15 protein-coding genes are annotated in these 19,993 nt (G+C 34.2%); 4 read left to right on the forward strand and 11 right to left on the reverse strand.

The window, feature by feature from the left end; genetic code table 11:
- Positions 1-138: 138 nt before the first annotated feature.
- Positions 139-1,560, reverse strand: coding sequence for a PLP-dependent aminotransferase family protein (locus GQS07_RS12095; protein ID WP_158211044.1), 1,422 nt, complete (start codon positions 1,558-1,560; stop codon positions 139-141).
- 95 nt (positions 1,561-1,655) lie between these two features.
- On the opposite strand from GQS07_RS12095, the gene GQS07_RS12100 reads away from it, so the two are divergent.
- Positions 1,656-2,549, forward strand: a complete 894-nt coding sequence (locus tag GQS07_RS12100; protein ID WP_158211045.1) for a DMT family transporter — start codon at positions 1,656-1,658, stop codon at positions 2,547-2,549.
- A 114-nt stretch (positions 2,550-2,663) separates the two neighbouring features.
- Here GQS07_RS12100 and GQS07_RS12105 read toward each other — a convergent pair whose 3' ends face one another.
- Positions 2,664-3,929 carry an acetyl-CoA hydrolase/transferase family protein gene (locus GQS07_RS12105; RefSeq protein WP_158211046.1) on the reverse strand — a complete coding sequence of 422 codons (1,266 nt, stop codon included), beginning with the start codon at positions 3,927-3,929 and terminating at the stop codon, positions 2,664-2,666.
- Between the two features lie 436 nt (positions 3,930-4,365).
- On the opposite strand from GQS07_RS12105, the gene GQS07_RS12110 reads away from it, so the two are divergent.
- The 3 genes from GQS07_RS12110 (at position 4,366) to pheT (ending at position 9,490) form a co-directional block, all read left to right on the forward strand.
- Positions 4,366-6,540: an endonuclease MutS2 gene (locus GQS07_RS12110; protein ID WP_158211047.1), complete on the forward strand. Its 2,175-nt coding sequence runs from the start codon at positions 4,366-4,368 to the stop codon at positions 6,538-6,540.
- Positions 6,540-6,953: a thiol-disulfide oxidoreductase DCC family protein gene (locus tag GQS07_RS12115; protein ID WP_090410271.1), complete on the forward strand. Its 414-nt coding sequence runs from the start codon at positions 6,540-6,542 to the stop codon at positions 6,951-6,953. Before GQS07_RS12110 ends, GQS07_RS12115 begins: the two co-directional genes overlap by 1 nt.
- A 101-nt stretch (positions 6,954-7,054) precedes the next feature.
- Entirely contained in the window at positions 7,055-9,490 is a 2,436-nt protein-coding gene (gene pheT, locus GQS07_RS12120; RefSeq protein WP_158211048.1) for a phenylalanine--tRNA ligase subunit beta, read from the forward strand.
- Positions 9,491-9,809: 319 nt separating this feature from the next.
- On the opposite strand, the gene sucD is transcribed toward pheT, so the two are convergent.
- From sucD to yaaA, 9 genes are all read right to left on the reverse strand, one after another.
- Positions 9,810-10,682, reverse strand: a complete 873-nt coding sequence (sucD, locus tag GQS07_RS12125; RefSeq protein WP_090408306.1) for a succinate--CoA ligase subunit alpha — start codon at positions 10,680-10,682, stop codon at positions 9,810-9,812.
- A gap of 164 nt (positions 10,683-10,846) precedes the next feature.
- Positions 10,847-11,782: a UDP-3-O-(3-hydroxymyristoyl)glucosamine N-acyltransferase gene (gene lpxD / locus GQS07_RS12130; protein ID WP_158211049.1), complete on the reverse strand. Its 936-nt coding sequence runs from the start codon at positions 11,780-11,782 to the stop codon at positions 10,847-10,849.
- Between the two features lie 18 nt (positions 11,783-11,800).
- A complete protein-coding gene (gene efp / locus GQS07_RS12135) occupies positions 11,801-12,367 on the reverse strand; it encodes an elongation factor P (protein ID WP_158211050.1) in 567 nt (188 codons plus the stop codon).
- A gap of 31 nt (positions 12,368-12,398) precedes the next feature.
- Positions 12,399-13,184, reverse strand: coding sequence for an acyl-ACP--UDP-N-acetylglucosamine O-acyltransferase (gene lpxA, locus GQS07_RS12140; protein WP_090408296.1), 786 nt, complete (start codon positions 13,182-13,184; stop codon positions 12,399-12,401).
- A gap of 13 nt (positions 13,185-13,197) precedes the next feature.
- On the reverse strand, positions 13,198-14,589 hold the full coding sequence (locus tag GQS07_RS12145; protein ID WP_158211051.1) for a bifunctional UDP-3-O-[3-hydroxymyristoyl] N-acetylglucosamine deacetylase/3-hydroxyacyl-ACP dehydratase: 1,392 nt from the start codon (positions 14,587-14,589) through the stop codon (positions 13,198-13,200).
- Positions 14,590-14,624: 35 nt separating this feature from the next.
- On the reverse strand, positions 14,625-15,641 hold the full coding sequence (gene lpxD, locus GQS07_RS12150; RefSeq protein WP_158211052.1) for a UDP-3-O-(3-hydroxymyristoyl)glucosamine N-acyltransferase: 1,017 nt from the start codon (positions 15,639-15,641) through the stop codon (positions 14,625-14,627).
- A 30-nt stretch (positions 15,642-15,671) separates the two neighbouring features.
- The gene (locus GQS07_RS12155) at positions 15,672-16,910 is read right to left on the reverse strand and encodes an HD domain-containing protein (protein WP_158211053.1); all 1,239 of its coding nucleotides are present in this window, start codon (positions 16,908-16,910) and stop codon (positions 15,672-15,674) included.
- Between the two features lie 114 nt (positions 16,911-17,024).
- Positions 17,025-18,527 (reverse strand): histidine ammonia-lyase, encoded by a 1,503-nt coding sequence (gene hutH / locus GQS07_RS12160; RefSeq protein WP_158211054.1) that lies wholly within the window; start codon positions 18,525-18,527, stop codon positions 17,025-17,027.
- 28 nt (positions 18,528-18,555) lie between these two features.
- A complete protein-coding gene (gene yaaA / locus GQS07_RS12165; protein ID WP_158211055.1) occupies positions 18,556-19,323 on the reverse strand; it encodes a peroxide stress protein YaaA in 768 nt (255 codons plus the stop codon).
- Positions 19,324-19,993: the final 670 nt, after the last annotated feature.

Genomic DNA, 19,993 nt, shown 5'->3' on the forward strand with positions numbered 1-19,993 from the left:
TGACCTCCTTTTTTTATAACAGTTTATCTTAAAAGATTTCTTTCTTTAGATTACTACGCTTTAGATTTATACCCCATAAGTACAAGCTTACAAATATTAAGTCCTACGGAAATGATATGGACTTTTTAGACAACCTCCTTATTTTTTAAGTAATTGTTTACTCAAAACCCCTATCCTCTTTAATTTTATCTCTACATTATCTGACCAAGGTAAACCAATACACAGGCGAATACAATTCTGAAATTGCTCTTGTACTGTAAACATACGTCCAGGAGCTATGCTTATCTTCTCTGAAATTGCCAAGTCGTACAAATCCATTGCGTCTATGCGCTCATCAAACTCTATCCACAATGACAAACCTCCTTGTGGTCTATTGACCTTTGTTCCCAAAGGAAAACTATTAATAATAGTATTCAAGTATTTTTGGTAATTGCTATAAATATCCTTCCTTAACTTACGTAAGTGTTTATCATAATTGCCAGATTTCATAAAACTCGCAACTGCCTCCTGCATTAAAGAGGGAGTAGATATTAAGTGAACCAACTTTTGGTGTATTATCTTATCCTTATATTTTCCTGCAGAAACCCAACCCACGCGATAACCTGGCACTAAAGTTTTTGATACAGAACTACACCACAAAACATTCCCTGTTTTATCAAAGGCTTTACAACACTTTGGTCGTTGATTGCCAAAATACATATCCCCATAAACATCATCCTCTATAAGCGGAATATTATGTTTATCTAATAACTCCACTATCTCTTTCTTATTTTCATCTGGCATACAACTTCCTAAAGGAGTATTATAATTGGAGATTAACAAACACATATCAATACAAGCTAAGGCCTCTTTTAATGCATCAATCTTTATTCCTGTTACCGGATCTGTTGGTAATTCAACTACCTTAAACCCCAAATCAATAGCTAACTGAAATATGCCTGGATAACACGGACTCTCAATTGCAATTGTGTCACCTGGTTTGCCAAGTGCTAACATACACAAGGAAATAGCACTCATACTCCCATTTGTTGTAATAATATCATCTTCTGTCAAACTCCCTCCCCAACTAATAGAACGCTGAGCTATCATTCTTCTTAAATTAATATTTCCTTGTACAGAATCATATTCTACTCCTCCATAAGCTACTGTTCGAGAAGCCGCTATAATTTCTTTCTTCATCTTAGCTAATGGCAGAAAATCATCATATAAAGTACTATAAGAAAATAAGGTTAATGCTCTGTTTCCCATATTAGCATATACCTTTCTAATTATCTCCTTTGGCTCTTTATTGTTAGCTAATAAAATAGGATTACTCGCTTGGGGCAATGGAATATCATCATAATAGCGATTACTTACATAATACCCCGACTGAGGTTTTGCTTCTATCAACCCTTGCGACTCTAATTCAAGATACACCCGTTTAGCTGTATTCATACTTACTTTGTGCTCACTACACAGCATACGTACAGAAGCTAACTTATCGCCTTCACGCAATACACCACTCTTTATTTGCTTAGCTATAGCCTCAGCAATACCAATATATAAATAATTGTGCTCCATAATATTCTAAACTGTATCCATTCAAATATACAAAATTGTTACTGTGCTTATCAACTGTATCCTTGTATTTTTGTCTTATAAATAAATCATTAGATATGAAACAAGCTACTGCATTAAGCACCATAAAACAAACCTCTACTTCAAGTGGATGGATTAATGGCTTTATAGGCGTATTACTTTTTAGTGGTTCTATGCCAGCAACAAAAGCTGCTGTTATTGCGTTAGACCCTATTTTTGTAACTGCCGTAAGAGCTGCAATTGCAGGAATTTTAGCATTGGCTTGTTTATTATTATTTAAAGAAAAGAAGCCAACAAGAGCACAATTAACACCTTTAGCTATTGTAGCAATAGGCGGAGTAATTGGTTTTCCTTTGCTATCTGCATTGGCTTTACAACATATTACATCAGCACACTCATTAGTTTATTTAGGAATACTACCTATGTCAACAGCTGTTTTTGCAGTAATAAGAGGAGGTGAAAAACCTAAACCAATATTCTGGCTGTTCTCAATAGTAGGTAGTTTAATTGTAATTGGATTTGCTGTTTTACAAGGAGGAACAAGTTCTACAATCGGAAATATCCTAATGCTAATTGCCATTTTACTTTGTGGACTAAGTTATGCGGAAGGTGCTAAATTATCAAAAGCATTAGGAGGATGGCAAGTGATTTCTTGGGCAGTTGTATTATCACTTCCAGTATCACTACCTCTTATGTTTTTAACAGCTCCCTCTAATCCCGAATTTGTAGGTGTAGACGCGTGGATTGGCGTTGCGTACTTAGGGGTATTTAGTATGTTTCTTGGGTTTGTATTTTGGTACAAAGGATTAGCACAAGGAGGAATTGCATCTGTAGGTCAACTACAATTACTTCAACCTTTCTTTGGTTTAGCATTAGCAGCTACATTGTTAAACGAATATGTAAGTCCGAATATGATATTAGTAACTATTGGAGTCATTTTATGTGTAGCTGGAAGTAAAAAGTTTGGGTAATTAATAGATAGCATAAGTTTAAAGTATTATTATTGGTTAATAATTAGTTTACAACTTACATTGTAAACTAAAAAAGGAGGTCAATGACCTCCTTTTTGCTATCGTATAGTTTGATTATTTTATACTATTGTAGTACGTACGTAAAACCTCTTCCCTAAAATTAGGATGTGCAATACTTGCCATTGCCTCCACTCTTTGTTTTAAAGTCTTTCCATACAAATCTGCAACACCATATTCTGTAACAATATATTGCGCGTGAGCACGTGTAGTAACAACTCCAGCACCCTGTTTTAAGAAAGGTACAATTCGATTATCACCGCGATTACTAACAGATGACAACGCTATAATTGCCTTACCTCCTTTACTCAACGATGCACCGCGTACGAAGTCCATCTGTCCTCCTACTCCTGAATACATTTTTGTACCAAGCGAGTCCGCACATACTTGTCCTGTTAAATCAACTTCTAAAGCTGAGTTAATAGCAACTACTTTAGGATTTTGACGAATTACAGAGGTATCATTAACATAGTTAGACTCTTTCAAAACGATAAAGGGATTGTTGTCAACAAACTTATATAGTCGCTCTGAACCAATCAAAAACGTTGCTAATGCTCTTCCTTTGGTAACTGCCTTCTTAGAACAGTTTATCACACCACTTTCTATCAAATCAATCACACCATCTGAAAACATTTCTGTGTGCAATCCTAAATCCTTATGATTTGTCAATTGAGCTAATACCGCATTAGGAATATTCCCAATTCCCATTTGCAATGTACTTTCATCTTCAATAAGTTCGGCCACAAAACCACCGATCTTAGCTTCTGTGTCCGTAATCACTGTAGGCTTAGAAGCATAAAGCGGACAATTGTGTTCTACCGCCATATCAATCTTTGAAATATGTAACACACTATCACCAAAAGTTCTTGGCATAAAAGAGTTAATCTGAGCAATAACAACCTTAGCGCATTCCATCGCTGCAACTGTAGCTTCTACAGATACTCCCAACGAACAAAAACCGTGTTCGTCTGGTGGTGAAACTTGAATTAAAACAACGTCTAATGTAACAGCTCCTTTTCTAAACAAATTAGGCACTTCACTCAAGAAAACTGGGGTATATGAACCATTGCCAGCCGCAATAGTATGACGTACATTTTTTCCGATAAAGAATGAATTTACGTGAAAACTCTCAGCTAATGCTGGGTCTACATATGGTGCCGCTCCTTCTGTATGAATATGACAAAACTCCACTCCTCTCAATTCATCTGCTCTATCTGAAATAGCTTTTGTTAAAACATTGGGGGTTGCCGCTGCTGCTTGTACATAAATCCTATCTCCGGACTTGACTACTTTTGCCGCTTCTGACGCTGAAACATACTTCATAATATTTTCTTTTAGTACAACCTATTGATGTTATCGCTGGCTTGATTAAACAGCTTACAAAATACAACTTTTCAGTTTATGATTATATGACAGATGTTGGGTTTAGGTAAATAAATCTATCGCTTATGTACATATTGAGTGATTCTTACGATTACCTGTTCTAATTTTTTCCACATTTAATCTAATTTGAAGAGTTACTATAGAAAAATGTCTGCATCTTATGTTTTTATTTTCTACATATCACACATAGCCTGAATTGCATAAAACAAGATGATATCACTTGCCAACCAAATAGCTTCATCACTTTTACAGTTATATAGTATCATTTAGTAAGGCAACACTGACAATATTTACCAGCCTTTTGTACAACTTTTAATTTGAAAAGGATTATTAATCCAAATAGTATTATTTTTGTATTCAATCTCATTTACAAAAAATGACATCAATTAATAAAAAGACATTACAAGATTTAGAATTCCATACAGTTTTAGAAACTGTTTCTGCACTTTGTGTAACAGAAGCAGGTAAAGAAGCTGCTTTGGAAATCGGACCATATAAAACAGAAGAATCTACTATTCGAGCGTTAAAACAAACGTCTGAATATGTTTCTTCATACACTAATAATAATATAATTCCCAATCATTATTTCGACGGCATTGACTACGAATTAAAGTTTTTAGGAATTGAAGATAGTTTTCTTGAAGTAAGTAGCTTTAAAAAGATATTTACACTGACAGAAACAACACTGAACTTACTTGTTTACTTAAAGAAATTTGAGGAATATTACCCTAATTTATATAGTAAAGCAGTTGATTACCCCCTCGAAAAAAGTATCTTAAAAGATATTGAAAATGTATTGGACAAATACGGAGAGATCAAGGACAATGCTTCTCTTGACTTAATGAATATTCGCAAGAACATTAACTTAGTAAGAGGAAAAATCAACCAAAGCTTTGGTGCTGCTTTATCGCAATACAACAGTGCAGGGTATTTAGATGATATCCGTGAAACTGTGGTTGAAAACAGACGTGTATTAGCTGTAATGGCAATGCACAGACGTAAAGTGAAAGGTAGTGTACTTGGTCAATCTAAAACGGGAAGCATCGTTTATATTGAACCAGAGGCTACACTCCGTTTTTCAAGAGAATTAAACAACTTAGAATACGAAGAGCGAGAAGAAATAGTGCGCATCTTAAAAAGATTAACGAATACAATTCGCCCATTTAGAGAGTTGTTGTTTGACTATCAAAACTTCTTGACTTTTATTGATATTACGGCTGCTAAGGCAAAATATGCTAATAAAATTAATGGTCTGTTACCTGAAATAACATCAGAAAGAGAAATGTATTTCAGAGAAGCCTACCACCCTATTCTATTGGTTAACAACAAAGAGAAAAGAAAACCAACTTATCCTCAAACAATTAGTTTAGAACAGGATAGTCGTATTATTGTTATCTCTGGACCAAACGCTGGAGGAAAGAGTATTACGTTAAAAACTGTTGGATTACTTCAACTTATGTTACAGTCGGGTTTACTTATTCCTGTTCACGAACGCAGTAAAACCTTCTTATTTGATCGAATTTTAACTGACATTGGAGACAACCAGTCAATTGAAAACCATTTAAGTACATATAGTTACCGCTTAAAGAATATGAATTACTTCTTGAAAAAGTGTAACGACCGTACTTTATTTTTAATTGACGAGTTTGGTACTGGGTCTGACCCTGAATTAGGAGGAGCGTTAGCTGAGGTGTTTTTAGAAGAGTTTTACGATCGTGAAGCTTATGGTATCATTACCACTCACTACACTAATTTAAAAATATTAGCAGATGAATTACCTAATGCCACCAATGCCAATATGTTGTTCGACGAGAAATCACTTGAACCAATGTATAAGTTAAACGTGGGACAAGCTGGTAGTTCATTTACTTTTGAAGTAGCACAGAAAAACGGTATTCCTTTTAGCTTAATCAATAGAGCTAAGAAAAAAGTGGAAGGTGATAAAGTTCGCTTTGACAAAACAATTGCTAATTTGCAAAAAGAGCGTCATAAGTTAGAACGTACCTCTCAAAACCTAAAAGAGGAAGAAACAAAAGCAAGAGAAGAGAGTAAGAAAATGGAATCTATCAACACGAAGATTCAAGAAAAATTGGAGAGATACCAAGAGCTTTTCGACTCAAATCAACGCTTAGTTTCTCTTGGACAACGTTTAGATGATCTATCAGAAAAATATTTCAACAATAAAAGTAAGAAAACTCTGTTTGGAGAAGTACTAAAAGTAGTTGAAATTGAAAACTCTAAACGTAAGAAAGTTACCATAAAAGAGAAAAAGGAGAAAGAACAACAACAGAAAGAGCTTATCAAAGAGGTAGAGCAAAAAGTTGAGGTGATTCGCCAAGAAAAGAAAGAAGAGAAAGTCAAAAAACAACAAGAACAAGTTAAAAACAAAACGAACTTCCCTCTAAAAGTTGGAGATAGAGTTCGTATGATAGACGGTCGTTCTGTTGGAACAATTGACGTTATTGAAAAAAATAAAGCTACTGTTAACTATGGTTTCTTTACTTCTAAAGTAAGTTTAGATCAATTGGAGATGGTACAACGTAAAAAATAATGTTAGATATACCACGAAATAAAAAAATAATCTTGTTTGACGGTGTTTGCAACCTTTGCGACAACACCGTTCAAAAGGTTATTAAAGCAGATAAAAACGATCAGTTTAGATTTGCTTCTTTAGATTCTGAAATCGGTAAACAGATTTTGGATTACATTGGTGTGGACAGACAAAAAATGGATAGCATTGTGCTTTACCAACCAGGTATTTCTTACTACCTAAAATCCCAAGCAGCTTTTAAGATAGCTTCATACTTAGGACTTCCCTACTCTCTGATAAATATCTTTTCCGTTTTTCCCAAAGCACTTACAGATATTGGTTATGATTTTATAGCTAAAAATCGTTATAAGTGGTATGGAAAAAAGGAAAGTTGTATGATTCCTAATGAATCAATTAAACAGAAATTTCTATAATTTCTAATCTTAATACTTTTTTGTGATTTTTTAATCGCAAATAATTTCACTTAAACTTAGGCATTGCTTATATTTGCGTACTTATAAAAAACTATTCTCGAATGCAGATTTCATACAATTGGTTAAAACAATTCATTAAATTAGACATTACACCAGACGAAACTTCAGAAATCTTAACAGACTTAGGTCTTGAGGTGGAAGGAATCACTCACTATGAGAGTTTAAAAGGTGGTTTAAAAGGAGTTGTTGTTGGACACGTATTGTCTTGTACAAAACATCCTAATGCAGACAAATTAAACGTAACAAAAGTTGATTTAGGAACGGGTGAACCAGTACAAATCGTTTGTGGTGCTCCTAATGTTGCTGAAGGACAGAAAGTACCTGTTGCTACAATTGGTACAGAATTATTCGATGCAGAAGGAATTGCATTCCAAATCAAAAAAGGTAAAATTCGTGGAGAAGAGAGCTTTGGTATGATTTGTTCTGAAGTAGAACTTGGAATTGGAACAGATGGTAGTGGTATTTTAGTTCTTGATAACAAATGGGAACCAGGTACTCCTGCTGCAACTATTTTCAATGTTGTAACTGACGAAGTTTTTGAAATTGGATTAACTCCAAACCGTTCTGATGCAATGAGTCATTGGGGGGTTGCTCGTGATTTAAGAGCTGGCCTTTTACAAAACTCAAAAGAGGAAATTCAACACAAAGAGTTGATTACTCCTTCTGTTAGTAAATTTAAAGTAGAACGTAGAACGTTAAAAATTGACGTAAGCGTTAATGATTATAAAAAAGCTCCAAGATACTGCGGAGTTACTATTTCTGGAGTTGAAGTAAAACAATCTCCTGAGTGGTTACAAAACAGACTTAAAGCTATTGGAATTGCTCCTAAAAACAATATCGTTGACGTTACAAACTATGTACTACACGATTTAGGACAACCGTTACACGCTTTTGATACAGCTAAAATCAAAGGTGGAAAAGTTATCGTTAAAACTGTTGACGCTGGAACAAAATTCACAACTCTTGACGGAGTTGAAAGAACTCTACACCAAGACGACTTAATGATTTGTGACGAAAACGGTCCAATGTGTTTAGCAGGTATTTTTGGAGGATTAAAGTCAGCTGTTTCTGAAAACACGACAACAATCTTCTTAGAAAGTGCTTACTTTAACCCAGTAACTATCCGTAAAGCAGCTAAAAGACACGGTTTAAATACTGATTCATCTTTCCGTTTTGAAAGAGGAATTGACCCGTCTATTACAGAATATGCTTTAAAGCACGCAGCTTTATTGATTCAACAAGTAGCTGGAGGTGAAATCACTTCTGATATCGTTGATTTATACCCTAAGAAAATTGAAGATAATTCAGTATTCTTAAACTTCAACAATATTACTCGCTTACTTGGAGAAGAAATTCCAAAGGATACAATCAAGAAAATCTTAGTGTCTTTAGACATTAAAGTACATAGTATGTCTGACGTTGGTATTGGTATTACTGTACCTGCTTACCGTGCAGACGTAACAAGAGAAATTGATATCATCGAAGAAGTATTACGTGTATATGGTTTCAATAATATCACTTATTCTTCTAAATTAAACGCTACAATTGCGGCAAACTCTCGTACTGAAGATCATAAAGTACAGAATATTATTGCTAACCAATTGGTTGCTCAAGGGTTCCATGAGATTATGAATAACTCATTAACTACTCCTGATTACAGCAATTTATCTGAGAATATCAATTCAAGTTTCCAAGTAGATATCTTAAACCCATTAAGTCACGACTTATGTGTAATGAGACAATCTTTACTTTTTGGAGGTTTAGAGTCTATTTCTTACAACATCAATAGAAAACGTGGAGATTTAAAATTCTTTGAATTTGGTAAAACTTACCACAAAATGCTAAACAGTTATGAAGAATACAAACGCTTCGCTGTTTTTGCAACTGGTAATATTACTAAAGCAAGTTGGAACTCAACACAAAAACCTGTTGATTTCTTTGAATTTAAAGCTTACATCAACGCTATTGTAGCACGTTTAGGATTAACAAAAACAACAACTCAACCTGTTGAATCTGACATCTTCTCTGAAGGTATCGCATACTACTTAGGTAAAGATCTAATTGTTGAATTTGGTATTCTTAAGAAAGGTGTTCTTAAAGAGTTTGACATAAAACAAGAGGTATTCTATGCTGAGTTTAATTGGGATAACACAATTAAAATGTTGTCTGCTAAAATTAAATTTACTGACATCAACAAATACCCTTCAGTTAAACGTGACTATGCTCTTTTAATCAATGAGAACGTTACTTTTGGAGAAATCTACAACATCGTTAAACAAGTTGATAAAAACATTATTAAAGATGTTACTTTATTTGACGTTTACCAAGGAGACAAAATAGAAGATGGTAAAAAATCTTATGCTATTTCTATCTTAATGGAAGATTCAAGTAAAACATTAACTGATAGTCAAGTTGAAAAGATAATGGGTAAAATCCAATACCAACTTGAAAACAACGTTGGTGCTCAATTGAGATAATAACAAGATTCACATTTATACATTATAAACAAAAGCCTAAACTAAATAGTTTAGGCTTTTGTTATTTTAAGACATATACAAAATAGCATTATTTATAAGGCCACTATAATTATAGAATTTTAGCCTTAATTAACTTACTACATTCCTATATTGAAAAGAAAAAATATTAAACATAAAGCACTTAAAAATAAGTAAACTTTCTATTCTTATTTAAATAGTAAAATAATCTAAATAATTTATTGAAAATATAGAAAATAAAAAAGCCAATACAAATAAATGTATTGGCTTTCCTATATAATATATTTTAGTAAGTCAAAGACTATCCTAAAACTTCTTTTACTTTTTTACCGATTTCAGCAGGAGAATCAACAACGTGGATTCCACACTCAGCCATAATACGTTTTTTAGCAGCAGCAGTATCATCTGCACCACCTACGATAGCACCAGCGTGTCCCATTGTTCTTCCTTTTGGAGCAGTTTCTCCAGCGATGAATCCAATAACAGGTTTTTTGTTACCATTTTCTTTTACCCAACGAGCAGCATCAGCTTCTAATTGACCTCCAATTTCACCAATCATAATGATTGCTTCAGTTTCTGGGTCAGCCATTAATAACTGTACAGCTTCCTTAGTTGTAGTTCCGATAATTGGATCACCACCAATACCAATAGCAGTAGTAACTCCTAATCCTTGTTTTACAACTTGGTCAGCAGCCTCATAAGTTAAAGTTCCTGATTTAGAAACAATTCCTACAGTACCTTTTTTGAATACGAAACCTGGCATAATACCAACTTTAGCTTCACCTGGAGTAATAACACCTGGACAGTTAGGTCCTACTAATCTACAATCTCTACCTTTGATATAGTTGTAAGCTTTGATCATATCAGCAACAGGAATTCCTTCTGTGATACAAATAATAACTTTAATTCCTGCATCAGCAGCTTCCATAATAGCATCTGCAGCAAATGCTGGTGGAACGAAGATAATAGATGTATCAGCACCTGCTTTCTCAACTGCTTCTGAAACTGTATTAAATACTGGACGATCTAAGTGAGTACTACCACCTTTTCCTGGAGTAACACCACCAACAACGTTTGTTCCGTACTCAATCATTTGAGAAGCGTGGAATGTACCTTCACTTCCAGTAAATCCCTGAACGATTATTTTTGAATCTTTATTTACTAAAACACTCATGATCTTGTTTTTATTTATTTAACTTACTTACACAAAAATAAACAATTCTATTAAGCTATAAAACTTTTTATCCCTTTATAAGTGAGTTTAACTGATTAATTAATTACATTACCTCAATTTTGTCATTTTGACTAAAAAATCAAACAACTATTAGAGAAAATAACCTATATATTTTTAGTTTTTGCAAGTAATTCTGGAATTCTTTTAATATTAGCCATTTGCTTCAATTTATCTCTTGACTCCTCTGCAGGATATCCAAAGTAAACTTTACCTCCAGCTAATGACTTAGAAACTCCTGATTGAGCTAACACAACAGCCTTACTACCGATAGTAATACCACTTGTAGTTCCTACTTGTCCCCATAAGGTTACTTCATTCTCAATAACCACGCAACCAGCAATACCACATTGTGCAGCAATCAAACTACGACTACCTACAACTGTATCATGCCCAATATGAACTTGGTTATCAATTTTTGCCCCCTCTTTAATAGTAGTATCTCCTGTTACCCCTCTGTCAATTGTACAAGCGGCACCAATACCAACATTATCTTCTATCACTACTCTACCACAAGAAACTAAAGGATCAAATCCTTCTGGACGTTTTTTGTAATAAAAAGCATCAGCACCTAAAATAGTACCTGCGTGAATAACTACATTATCACCAATTACCGTACCATCATAGATAACAACATTTGGATGAATAAGACAGTTCTTTCCGATAACAACGTTGTGTCCAATAAACACACCTGGTTGAATAACACTACCTTCACCAATTACAGCATCTTTTGCACGAACTTCTGTAGCTGGTTTAAAAGGGTTAAAGAATTTAGACAATTTATTAAAGTCTCTAAACGGATCGTCAGAAATCAATAAAGCCTTTCCTTCCGGACAAGGTACATCTTTATTAATCAAAACGATACTTGCATTAGAGTTTAATGCCTTATCATAATATTTTGGATGATCCACAAACACTACCTCTCCTTCTTGTACAACGTGAATCTCGTTTATACCATAAACAGGGAAGTTAGAATCTCCAACAAATTTACAGTCAATAATTTCCGCTATTGTCTGTAAATCTTGAACTTTTGCAAAACGCATGATATATCTTCTAAAAAATTATTCTTTGATACGCTCCATGTAAGCACCTGTAGCTGTATCAATCTTAACTTTATCTCCTTCATTGATAAACAAAGGAACGTTGATTGTAGCTCCAGTTTCTACAGTAGCAGGCTTAGTTGCATTTGTTGCAGTATTACCTTTTACACCTGGCTCAGTATATGTAATTTCTAAAATAACAGAAGCTGGCATATCAACTGAAAGTGGTAACTCAGTATCTGTATTAATTTGAACCATTACCATTTCTCCTTCTTTTAATAAATCAGGAGCATCTAAGATATCTCTTAATAAAGTAATTTGTTCATAGTTCTCAACATTCATAAAATGGAACTGATCCCCTTCTGGGTATAAATATTGAAATTTATGTGTTTCTACTCTCACAGTATCAATTTTGTGTCCAGCAGAAAAAGTGTTTTCTAATACTCTACCATTAGTCAAACTTCTCATTTTTGTTCTAACGAAAGCAGGTCCTTTTCCAGGTTTAACGTGTAAGAATTCAACAATTTTATAAATATCATTGTTGTACTTAATACATAAACCATTTCTAATATCAGCTGTAGTTGCCATTTTCTAAATATATTTAGTTTAATACTTAATTCTAATAAATTCCTGAATATCCTCTCATAATTCCTCTTGAAGAACTACGGATAAACATAATAATCTCGTCTCTCTCTGGAGTAGCCTCCATCTCAGTTTCTATAATCTCCAATGCTTGGCTTGTATTATAGTTTTTCTGATATAACAGACGATAAATTTCTTGAACTTCTCTAATTTTATCTGGAGTAAACCCTCTTCTTCTCAATCCAACTGAGTTAATACCTGCATATGAAATTGGCTCACGAGCTGCTTTAATATACGGAGGAACGTCTTTACGAACCAATGTACCACCTGTAATGAATGAATGAGAACCAATTGTACAAAACTGGTGTACAGCAACAAGACCTGCTAAAACTACAAAATCCCCTACTGTTACGTGTCCAGCTAAAGTACTTGAATTTGAAAAGATACAGTTATCACCTACGATACAATCGTGAGCAATATGACTATATGCTTGGATAAGACAATTCTTTCCAACTACAGTTTTGTATCTATCTTTCGTACCTCTATTTATAGTTACGCATTCACGAATTGTTGTATTGTCTCCAATTTCTACTGTAGTAACTTCTCCCTCAAATTTTAAATCTTGTGGTTCTGCTGAAATTACCGCTCCTGGAAATATCTTACAATTTTTACCAATGCGTGCCCCTTCCATAATAGTCACATTTGACCCAATCCAAGTTCCTTCACCAATTTCTACATTATTGTGAATTGTAGAAAACGGCTCAATCACTACGTTACGTGCTATTTTTGCTCCTGGGTGAACGTATGCTAAAGGCTGATTCATATTATCTCTTTATTTAATTTTTAATTTTTGAAATTTGAGCCATTAGCTCTGCTTCAGCTACAAGTTTTCCATTTGCATATGCATATCCTTGCATATGACAAATTCCACGACGTATAGGCGTGATTAATTCTAACTTAAAGACTAAAGTGTCACCTGGGGTAACTTTATGTTTAAACTTAACATTATCCATTTTCATGAAATAAGTTAAGTAATTCTCAGGATCTGGTACTGTACTTAAAATCAAGATTCCTCCTGATTGTGCCATTGCTTCACAGATTAAAACCCCTGGCATAACTGGTGCTCCTGGGAAGTGACCAACGAAAAACTGCTCATTCATTGTTACGTTCTTCAATCCTACTACGTGAGATTCAGACATTTCTAAAATCTTATCTACAAGCAAGAATGGAGGTCTGTGTGGTAACAAGGCCATAATTTGATTCACATCCATTAAAGGTTCTTTATGCAAATCATAAGTAGGTACTTGATTACGCTTTTCATTGCGAATAATCTTAGACATTTTCTTAGCAAAACTTGTGTTTACTGAGTGCCCTGGTTTATTAGCAATTACTTTCCCTCTAATACGAGTTCCAATCAACGCTAAATCACCAATAACGTCTAATAATTTATGACGAGCCGCCTCATTAGGATAATGTAAAGTAAGGTTATCTAAAACACCATTTGGTTTAACGCTTATTTCGTCTTTTCCAAACGCCTTTTTCAAGTGTTCCATTGTCTCTGGAGAAATCTCTTTATCCACGTAAACAATAGCATTATTCAAATCTCCTCCTTTGATTAACCCGTGAGCCAACAAAGCTTCTAATTCGTGTAGGAAACTAAATGTTCTCGCTTCAGAAATCTCCTCTTTAAAATCGTGAATTGATTTAAGAGTAGCATTTTGAGTACCCAACACTTTTGTTCCAAAATCTACCATTGCTGTAACTTGGTAGCAATCACAAGGCATTACGATAATCTCACTTCCTGTAGTTTCATCTACAAAAGAAATTACCTCTTTTACGATATACTCATCGCGTTCCGCATCTTGTTCTACAACTCCAGCCTTTTCTACAGCTTCAACAAAGTATTTAGAAGACCCATCCATAATCGGTGGCTCAGATGCATTTAATTCGATAATAACATTATCTAAATCACATCCAACAAAAGCAGCTAAAACGTGCTCAGTTGTTTGAATTTTAACACCTTTTTTTTCAAGGTTTGTACCACGTTGTGTTGTCACAACATAATTTGCATCTGCTTCAATAACAGGATGCCCTTCCAAATCCATACGAACGAACGTAAAACCATTGTTCACTGGAGCTGGCTTAATAGTCATAGTAACCTCTTGACCTGTATGTAATCCAACACCCTTTAATGTTACTTCATTCTGGATGGTTTTCTGTTTAACCATAATTAAATCTCTTTAAATATTTTGATAGACTATAATTATATCTTCTTTTTTAAATCTTCTACATCACTTACTATCTTAGTCAAATTCTTGAAATGACTATATGAACGTAAGAAATCACCGTGTGCAAATGCAGGAGTTCCTTGAACTGCAGTATTGCTTTCAATACTTTTACTCACACCTGCTTGTGCTTGAATCTTTACATTATCTCCAATCACAATATGCCCTACGATACCAACTTGTCCTCCAATAAGACAATGTTTCCCAATTTTAGTTGATCCCGCAACACCAGTTTGTGATGCGATTACTGTATTTTCTCCAATCTCTACATTATGAGCGATTTGAATCTGGTTGTCTAATTTAACACCTTTGCGGATAATAGTAGAACCTAAAGTAGCACGATCAATTGTCGTTGCTGCTCCTATTTCCACATTATCTTCAATGATTACATTACCAATCTGTGGCACTTTACTATAAGTTCCATCAGCATTGGGTGCAAATCCAAATCCATCTGATCCAACAATTACACCTGCGTGAATTGTACAATTATTACCAATAACAGTTTCAGAATAGATACGTACACCTGCAAAAAGCACAGTGTTATCTCCTATTCTTACGTTATCACCAACAAATGTATTCGGATATATTTTTACGTTTTTACCAATCTTAACATTCTTACCTAAATAGCAAAAACTACCTAAATATAACTCTTCCCCGTATTCAACACCTTCAGAAATAACTGACGGTTGTTCAATACCAGACTTCATTAATTTAACTTGATTGTAATACTCCAACAATTTAGAAAATGCTTTATACGCATCATCTACCTTAATTAAAGTAGCCTCAATTGGATGTTCTGGTTCAAATGTTTTATTAACAATTACTACCGAAGCTTTGGTAGTGTAGATATGATGTATGTATTTAGGATTTGCTAAAAAAGAAATAGACCCTTCAGTTCCTTCTTCAATTTTAGCTAAAGTACTTACTTCAATTGCAGGATTTCCTACAATATCTCCTCCTAATACTGACGCTATTTGTTCTGCTGCTATTTTCATTGTGGCAAAAATATAAAATATAATTGAAACTTAACTTTCAAAAACGTTTTTTGGATAACAAACAAAGTACTTTGTTACTAATTTAGTTAATGACTTTAAGTTTAATTCATCTGAAATCGATAAAACATCTTTTACAGAGCCATCTTTCTTCAAAATCATAATCGGTTCTTTACTCTTGCTATACGCTTGGTTTTCAACCTTGCCTTTAAACACAAAATACTTTGCTGCTTCATTAGAAATACCATACTTTTCTGTAATTTTATCTAACATCACATTCATCTTGGCTTTTGTCTCTTCTTTATCAGAAACAATCTCAATTCGCAACAACTCACGATTCACAATCATTTTACTCAATTCTGCTAAAATAAAGTCTTTGTGAAACTGCCACGACTTCAAAGCTCCCATAATGTCAGAATCATCTAACAAAGCGAACTTCTCTAATGCCATTGTATCAAAATCATCGTGATCAATGTGATTTTTCAAAAAGAACAATAGCGACTCACTACACCAAAGCTCAACACCTTTATGCGTTAACTCTTTTGCTCTCTTCAAAATGCGCACCAAAATTAGCTCAGCACATACACTTGTTTTATGTAAATACGCTTGCCAATACATCATACGACGTGCTATCAAAAACATCTCTACAGAATAAATTCCCTTTTTCTCTACAACTAATTCATCATTGACTACATTCAACATTTGAATTAATCGCTCTGAGTTGATATTCCCTTCCGCTACCCCACTATAAAAACTATCGCGTTTTAGGTAATCCATTCTATCCATATCCAACTGACCTGAAATCAATTGCAACATAAACTTACGGTGATATCTCCCTTGAAATATTTCAATCGCCAAACTCAATTGTCCGTTAAACTCTTGATTCAAGCGATTCATAAATAAAATAGAAATCTCCTCGTGATGAACTCCTTCCACAATACTTTCTTCCATTGCGTGAGAGAATGGCCCGTGTCCAATATCGTGTAGCAAAATAGCCACATATAGCGCATTCTCTTCCTCTTCAGAAATAGAAACATTTTTGAATCGAAGTACTTGCACTGCCTTTTGCATCAAGTGCATACAACCTAAAGCGTGGTGAAAACGCGTATGATGAGCTCCTGGATAAACAAGATAAGATACCCCCATCTGAGATATTCTTCTCAAGCGTTGAAAGTAAGGGTGTTCGATTAAATCGTACACTAAAGAATTCGGAATCGTAATGAACCCATAAATAGGGTCATTCAATATCTTAAGTTTATTTAATTTACTCAATGATTATTGTTTTTTTGATAAACACTTACAAATATAGCAATATAATAAAAGCCGTACCTATTTCATACGAAAAGATACGGCTTTTATTAATTAATTCACGATTTACTTAACGTTTTAAGCGTCTAAATCGATTTGAAAAGAGTTTAAGAACGCAATTGAACGCTCAATATCATAATGTAAAATACGGTCTGCATCTACAAATGGCACTTCTTCTCTGTATATTTTTACAAATGACTCTATAAAATCACTTGATTTAGCAGGTCTTCTAAACTCTAAAGCTTGTGAAGCATTCATAAGCTCAATAGCTAAAATACGCTCTAAGTTCTCAACAATACGCAATGCCTTTGTAGCACCGTTTGCTCCCATACTCACGTGATCTTCTTGTCCATTACTTGAAACAATACTATCAACGCTTGACGGAGTAGCTAATTGCTTGTTTTGGCTAACAATACTCGCTGCTGTGTACTGCGGAATCATAAATCCTGAATTCAATCCTGGATCTGATACTAAAAACGCAGGTAATCCTCTTAAACCAGAAATCAACTGGTATGTTCTTCTTTCAGAAATACTACCTAATTCAGCTAATGCAATTCCTAAAAAGTCTAATGCTAAAGCTAATGGCTGTCCGTGGAAGTTTCCACCTGACACAATAATATCTTCTTTATAGAATACATTCGGATTATCTGTTACCGAGTTTATTTCTGTTTTAAACACGCGATCTACATAGTCAATTGCATCTTTTGACGCACCGTGAACTTGAGGAATACATCTAAAAGAATACGGATCTTGTACGTGTTCTTTAGGACGTTTAATCAACTCCGATCCATCTAACATTTCATTGAAAAACTGCGCTGTTTCAATCTGCCCTTTATGAGGTCTTACAAAGTGAATCAACTCGTTAAAAGGCTCTATTCTACCGTCAAACCCCTCTAAAGAAACTGCACCAATTACGTCAGCTAAATAAGACAAACGCTTAGATTTAATCATTACATAACAACCGTAAGCACTCATAAACTGTGTTCCATTCAACAAAGCTAATCCCTCTTTAGACTTCATCGTTATTGGTTCCCATCCGTTTTTCTCAAGCACTTTAGCAGCAGGCTGACGGAATCCATCTGCATACACTTCACCTTCACCAATTAAAGGCAATGACAAGTGAGCTAACGGAGCTAAATCTCCAGATGCTCCTAAAGAACCTTGTGTATAAACAACAGGTAAAATATCATTGTTATAAAAATCAATCAAACGCTCTACTGTAGCTAATTGAACCCCTGAATTACCATAACTCAAAGACTTAACTTTTAGCAACAGCATAATTTTAATAATCTCTTCCGGAACCAACTCTCCAGTTCCACAAGCGTGAGACTTCATTAAGTTTTCCTGTAATTTAGACAAGTTTTCATTGTCAATTTTCACGTTACACAAAGAACCAAATCCTGTATTAATTCCATAAATAGGATCCTTGTGCTCCGCCATTTTATTGTCTAAATAAGTACGACAATTTTCAATATTTGCACGTGCTTCCTCTGACAATTGGATCTTTTGACCCTGTGTTAATATTTCATTTAATTTCTCAATTGTAAATACATCTGAGCTAATATAATGTACTGCTTCCATAAGTTTTTGTTGGTGGTATAATATAAATTTATCTTGTAAACACTAATTTATTTCCTTTCGAATCTCCTTCGCTCCAAGCATATCCATCTACATTAAACTTTTTCAAGCCATCTAAGTCCTCAATACCATTATCAATAATATATCTAACCATCATTCCTCTTGCTTTCTTAGCATAGAAACTAATCACTTTTAGCTTCCCATCTCTAAGCTCTTTAAACTCCGGAGTAATCAATGTAGCCTTTAACGCTGCTTTATCTACAGCACTGAAGTACTCATTACTTGCCAAGTTTACCAATAACTCTCCTTGCTTCATTTCTTTATTTAGCGATTCTGCAATCACTGGTTTCCAAAACTCATACAGGTTTGCATTAGCACCTACAGGCATCTTAGTTCCCATTTCTAATCTATAAGGCTCTATCTCATCTAACGGTTTCAAAATACCATATAAACCAGATAAAATCCTAAGCTTATTTTGTAATTCTTCTATTTGTTCAACTTTCAACGAATAAGCATCAAGTCCGCCATAAACATCTCCATTAAACGCAAAAACCGCCTGTCTAAAATCTTCCTCATTTCCATCCTTCTTCACAAAAACACGCTCTTGATTACGCTTCCAATTCAATTCAGCCAAATTCGATGAAATCTTCATCAATGCCTCCAAGTCCATTGGAGTTTTTGATTTCAACACTTCATTAATCTCTTTCGATTCTTTTATAAAAATGGGTTTTGTACTTGTAAGCACAGGCACCTCACTTGTATAATCTAAACTCTTTGCTGGCGATATTAAAATTTTCATATTTTCTTTTTTATGCTTCCCAAATATAGGGTAAGTATTTAAAATATCATATTTTGCAGAGACACCTTTTCGCTAATTTATATAGCATTAACAATATTTTATACACTTAAACAATAGTACTACAGTCCTTTAAGATAACAATACTAAACCTTCTTAAAGTAATTACTCGCAAACATAATTTTTCCTCAAAAACACAACACCCTGAAAATCAACCCCACACATTTACGCATTCGCAAAACAGAAACTCAAACAGCAGAAGTTTTAATAATAAAGTAATTTATATTCTTTCATATAACTTATTCCCTCCTCTTTAAGCATAACTCGAAAATGCAAAATAAACTCTCTCACACCTCAAAAATGCCAAAGTGATTATTTTAATATCAAATGCACTAAAAAACAATTATTGCCTCCTCTTCAAACACTTCTATGAGTATCGTCTGAGAGCCCTCTGAGTATTCTCCGACAAAATGCCCCTCAGCCCAGTATTCTCGAAGGATTGTCGGACTATTGTCGGACAAACCCCTTTTAAGACACGCCTAAAAACTAAATAATTACTGAAAAAAAGCAATAATTAAAAATATAAAGCACTTGTAATCAATATTTTACACTTTAAAAAACAACTACTTTCTTACTTTTACAAAGCAGCAGTATACCCCACTTTTTTAATGAA

Source organism: Myroides phaeus (assembly GCF_009799805.1).
GTDB classification, from domain to species: domain Bacteria; phylum Bacteroidota; class Bacteroidia; order Flavobacteriales; family Flavobacteriaceae; genus Flavobacterium; species Flavobacterium phaeum_A.

Coding starts and splice junctions, on each gene's coding strand:
- GQS07_RS12095 (WP_158211044.1), bottom strand. CDS start 1,560: ATGGAGCACAATTATTTATATATTGGTATTGCTGAGGCTATAGCTAAG.
- GQS07_RS12100 (WP_158211045.1), top strand. CDS start 1,656: ATGAAACAAGCTACTGCATTAAGCACCATAAAACAAACCTCTACTTCA.
- GQS07_RS12105 (WP_158211046.1), bottom strand. CDS start 3,929: ATGAAGTATGTTTCAGCGTCAGAAGCGGCAAAAGTAGTCAAGTCCGGA.
- GQS07_RS12110 (WP_158211047.1), top strand. CDS start 4,366: ATGACATCAATTAATAAAAAGACATTACAAGATTTAGAATTCCATACA.
- GQS07_RS12115 (WP_090410271.1), top strand. CDS start 6,540: ATGTTAGATATACCACGAAATAAAAAAATAATCTTGTTTGACGGTGTT.
- pheT (WP_158211048.1), top strand. CDS start 7,055: ATGCAGATTTCATACAATTGGTTAAAACAATTCATTAAATTAGACATT.
- sucD (WP_090408306.1), bottom strand. CDS start 10,682: ATGAGTGTTTTAGTAAATAAAGATTCAAAAATAATCGTTCAGGGATTT.
- lpxD (WP_158211049.1), bottom strand. CDS start 11,782: ATGCGTTTTGCAAAAGTTCAAGATTTACAGACAATAGCGGAAATTATT.
- efp (WP_158211050.1), bottom strand. CDS start 12,367: ATGGCAACTACAGCTGATATTAGAAATGGTTTATGTATTAAGTACAAC.
- lpxA (WP_090408296.1), bottom strand. CDS start 13,184: ATGAATCAGCCTTTAGCATACGTTCACCCAGGAGCAAAAATAGCACGT.
- GQS07_RS12145 (WP_158211051.1), bottom strand. CDS start 14,589: ATGGTTAAACAGAAAACCATCCAGAATGAAGTAACATTAAAGGGTGTT.
- lpxD (WP_158211052.1), bottom strand. CDS start 15,641: ATGAAAATAGCAGCAGAACAAATAGCGTCAGTATTAGGAGGAGATATT.
- hutH (WP_158211054.1), bottom strand. CDS start 18,527: ATGGAAGCAGTACATTATATTAGCTCAGATGTATTTACAATTGAGAAA.
- yaaA (WP_158211055.1), bottom strand. CDS start 19,323: ATGAAAATTTTAATATCGCCAGCAAAGAGTTTAGATTATACAAGTGAG.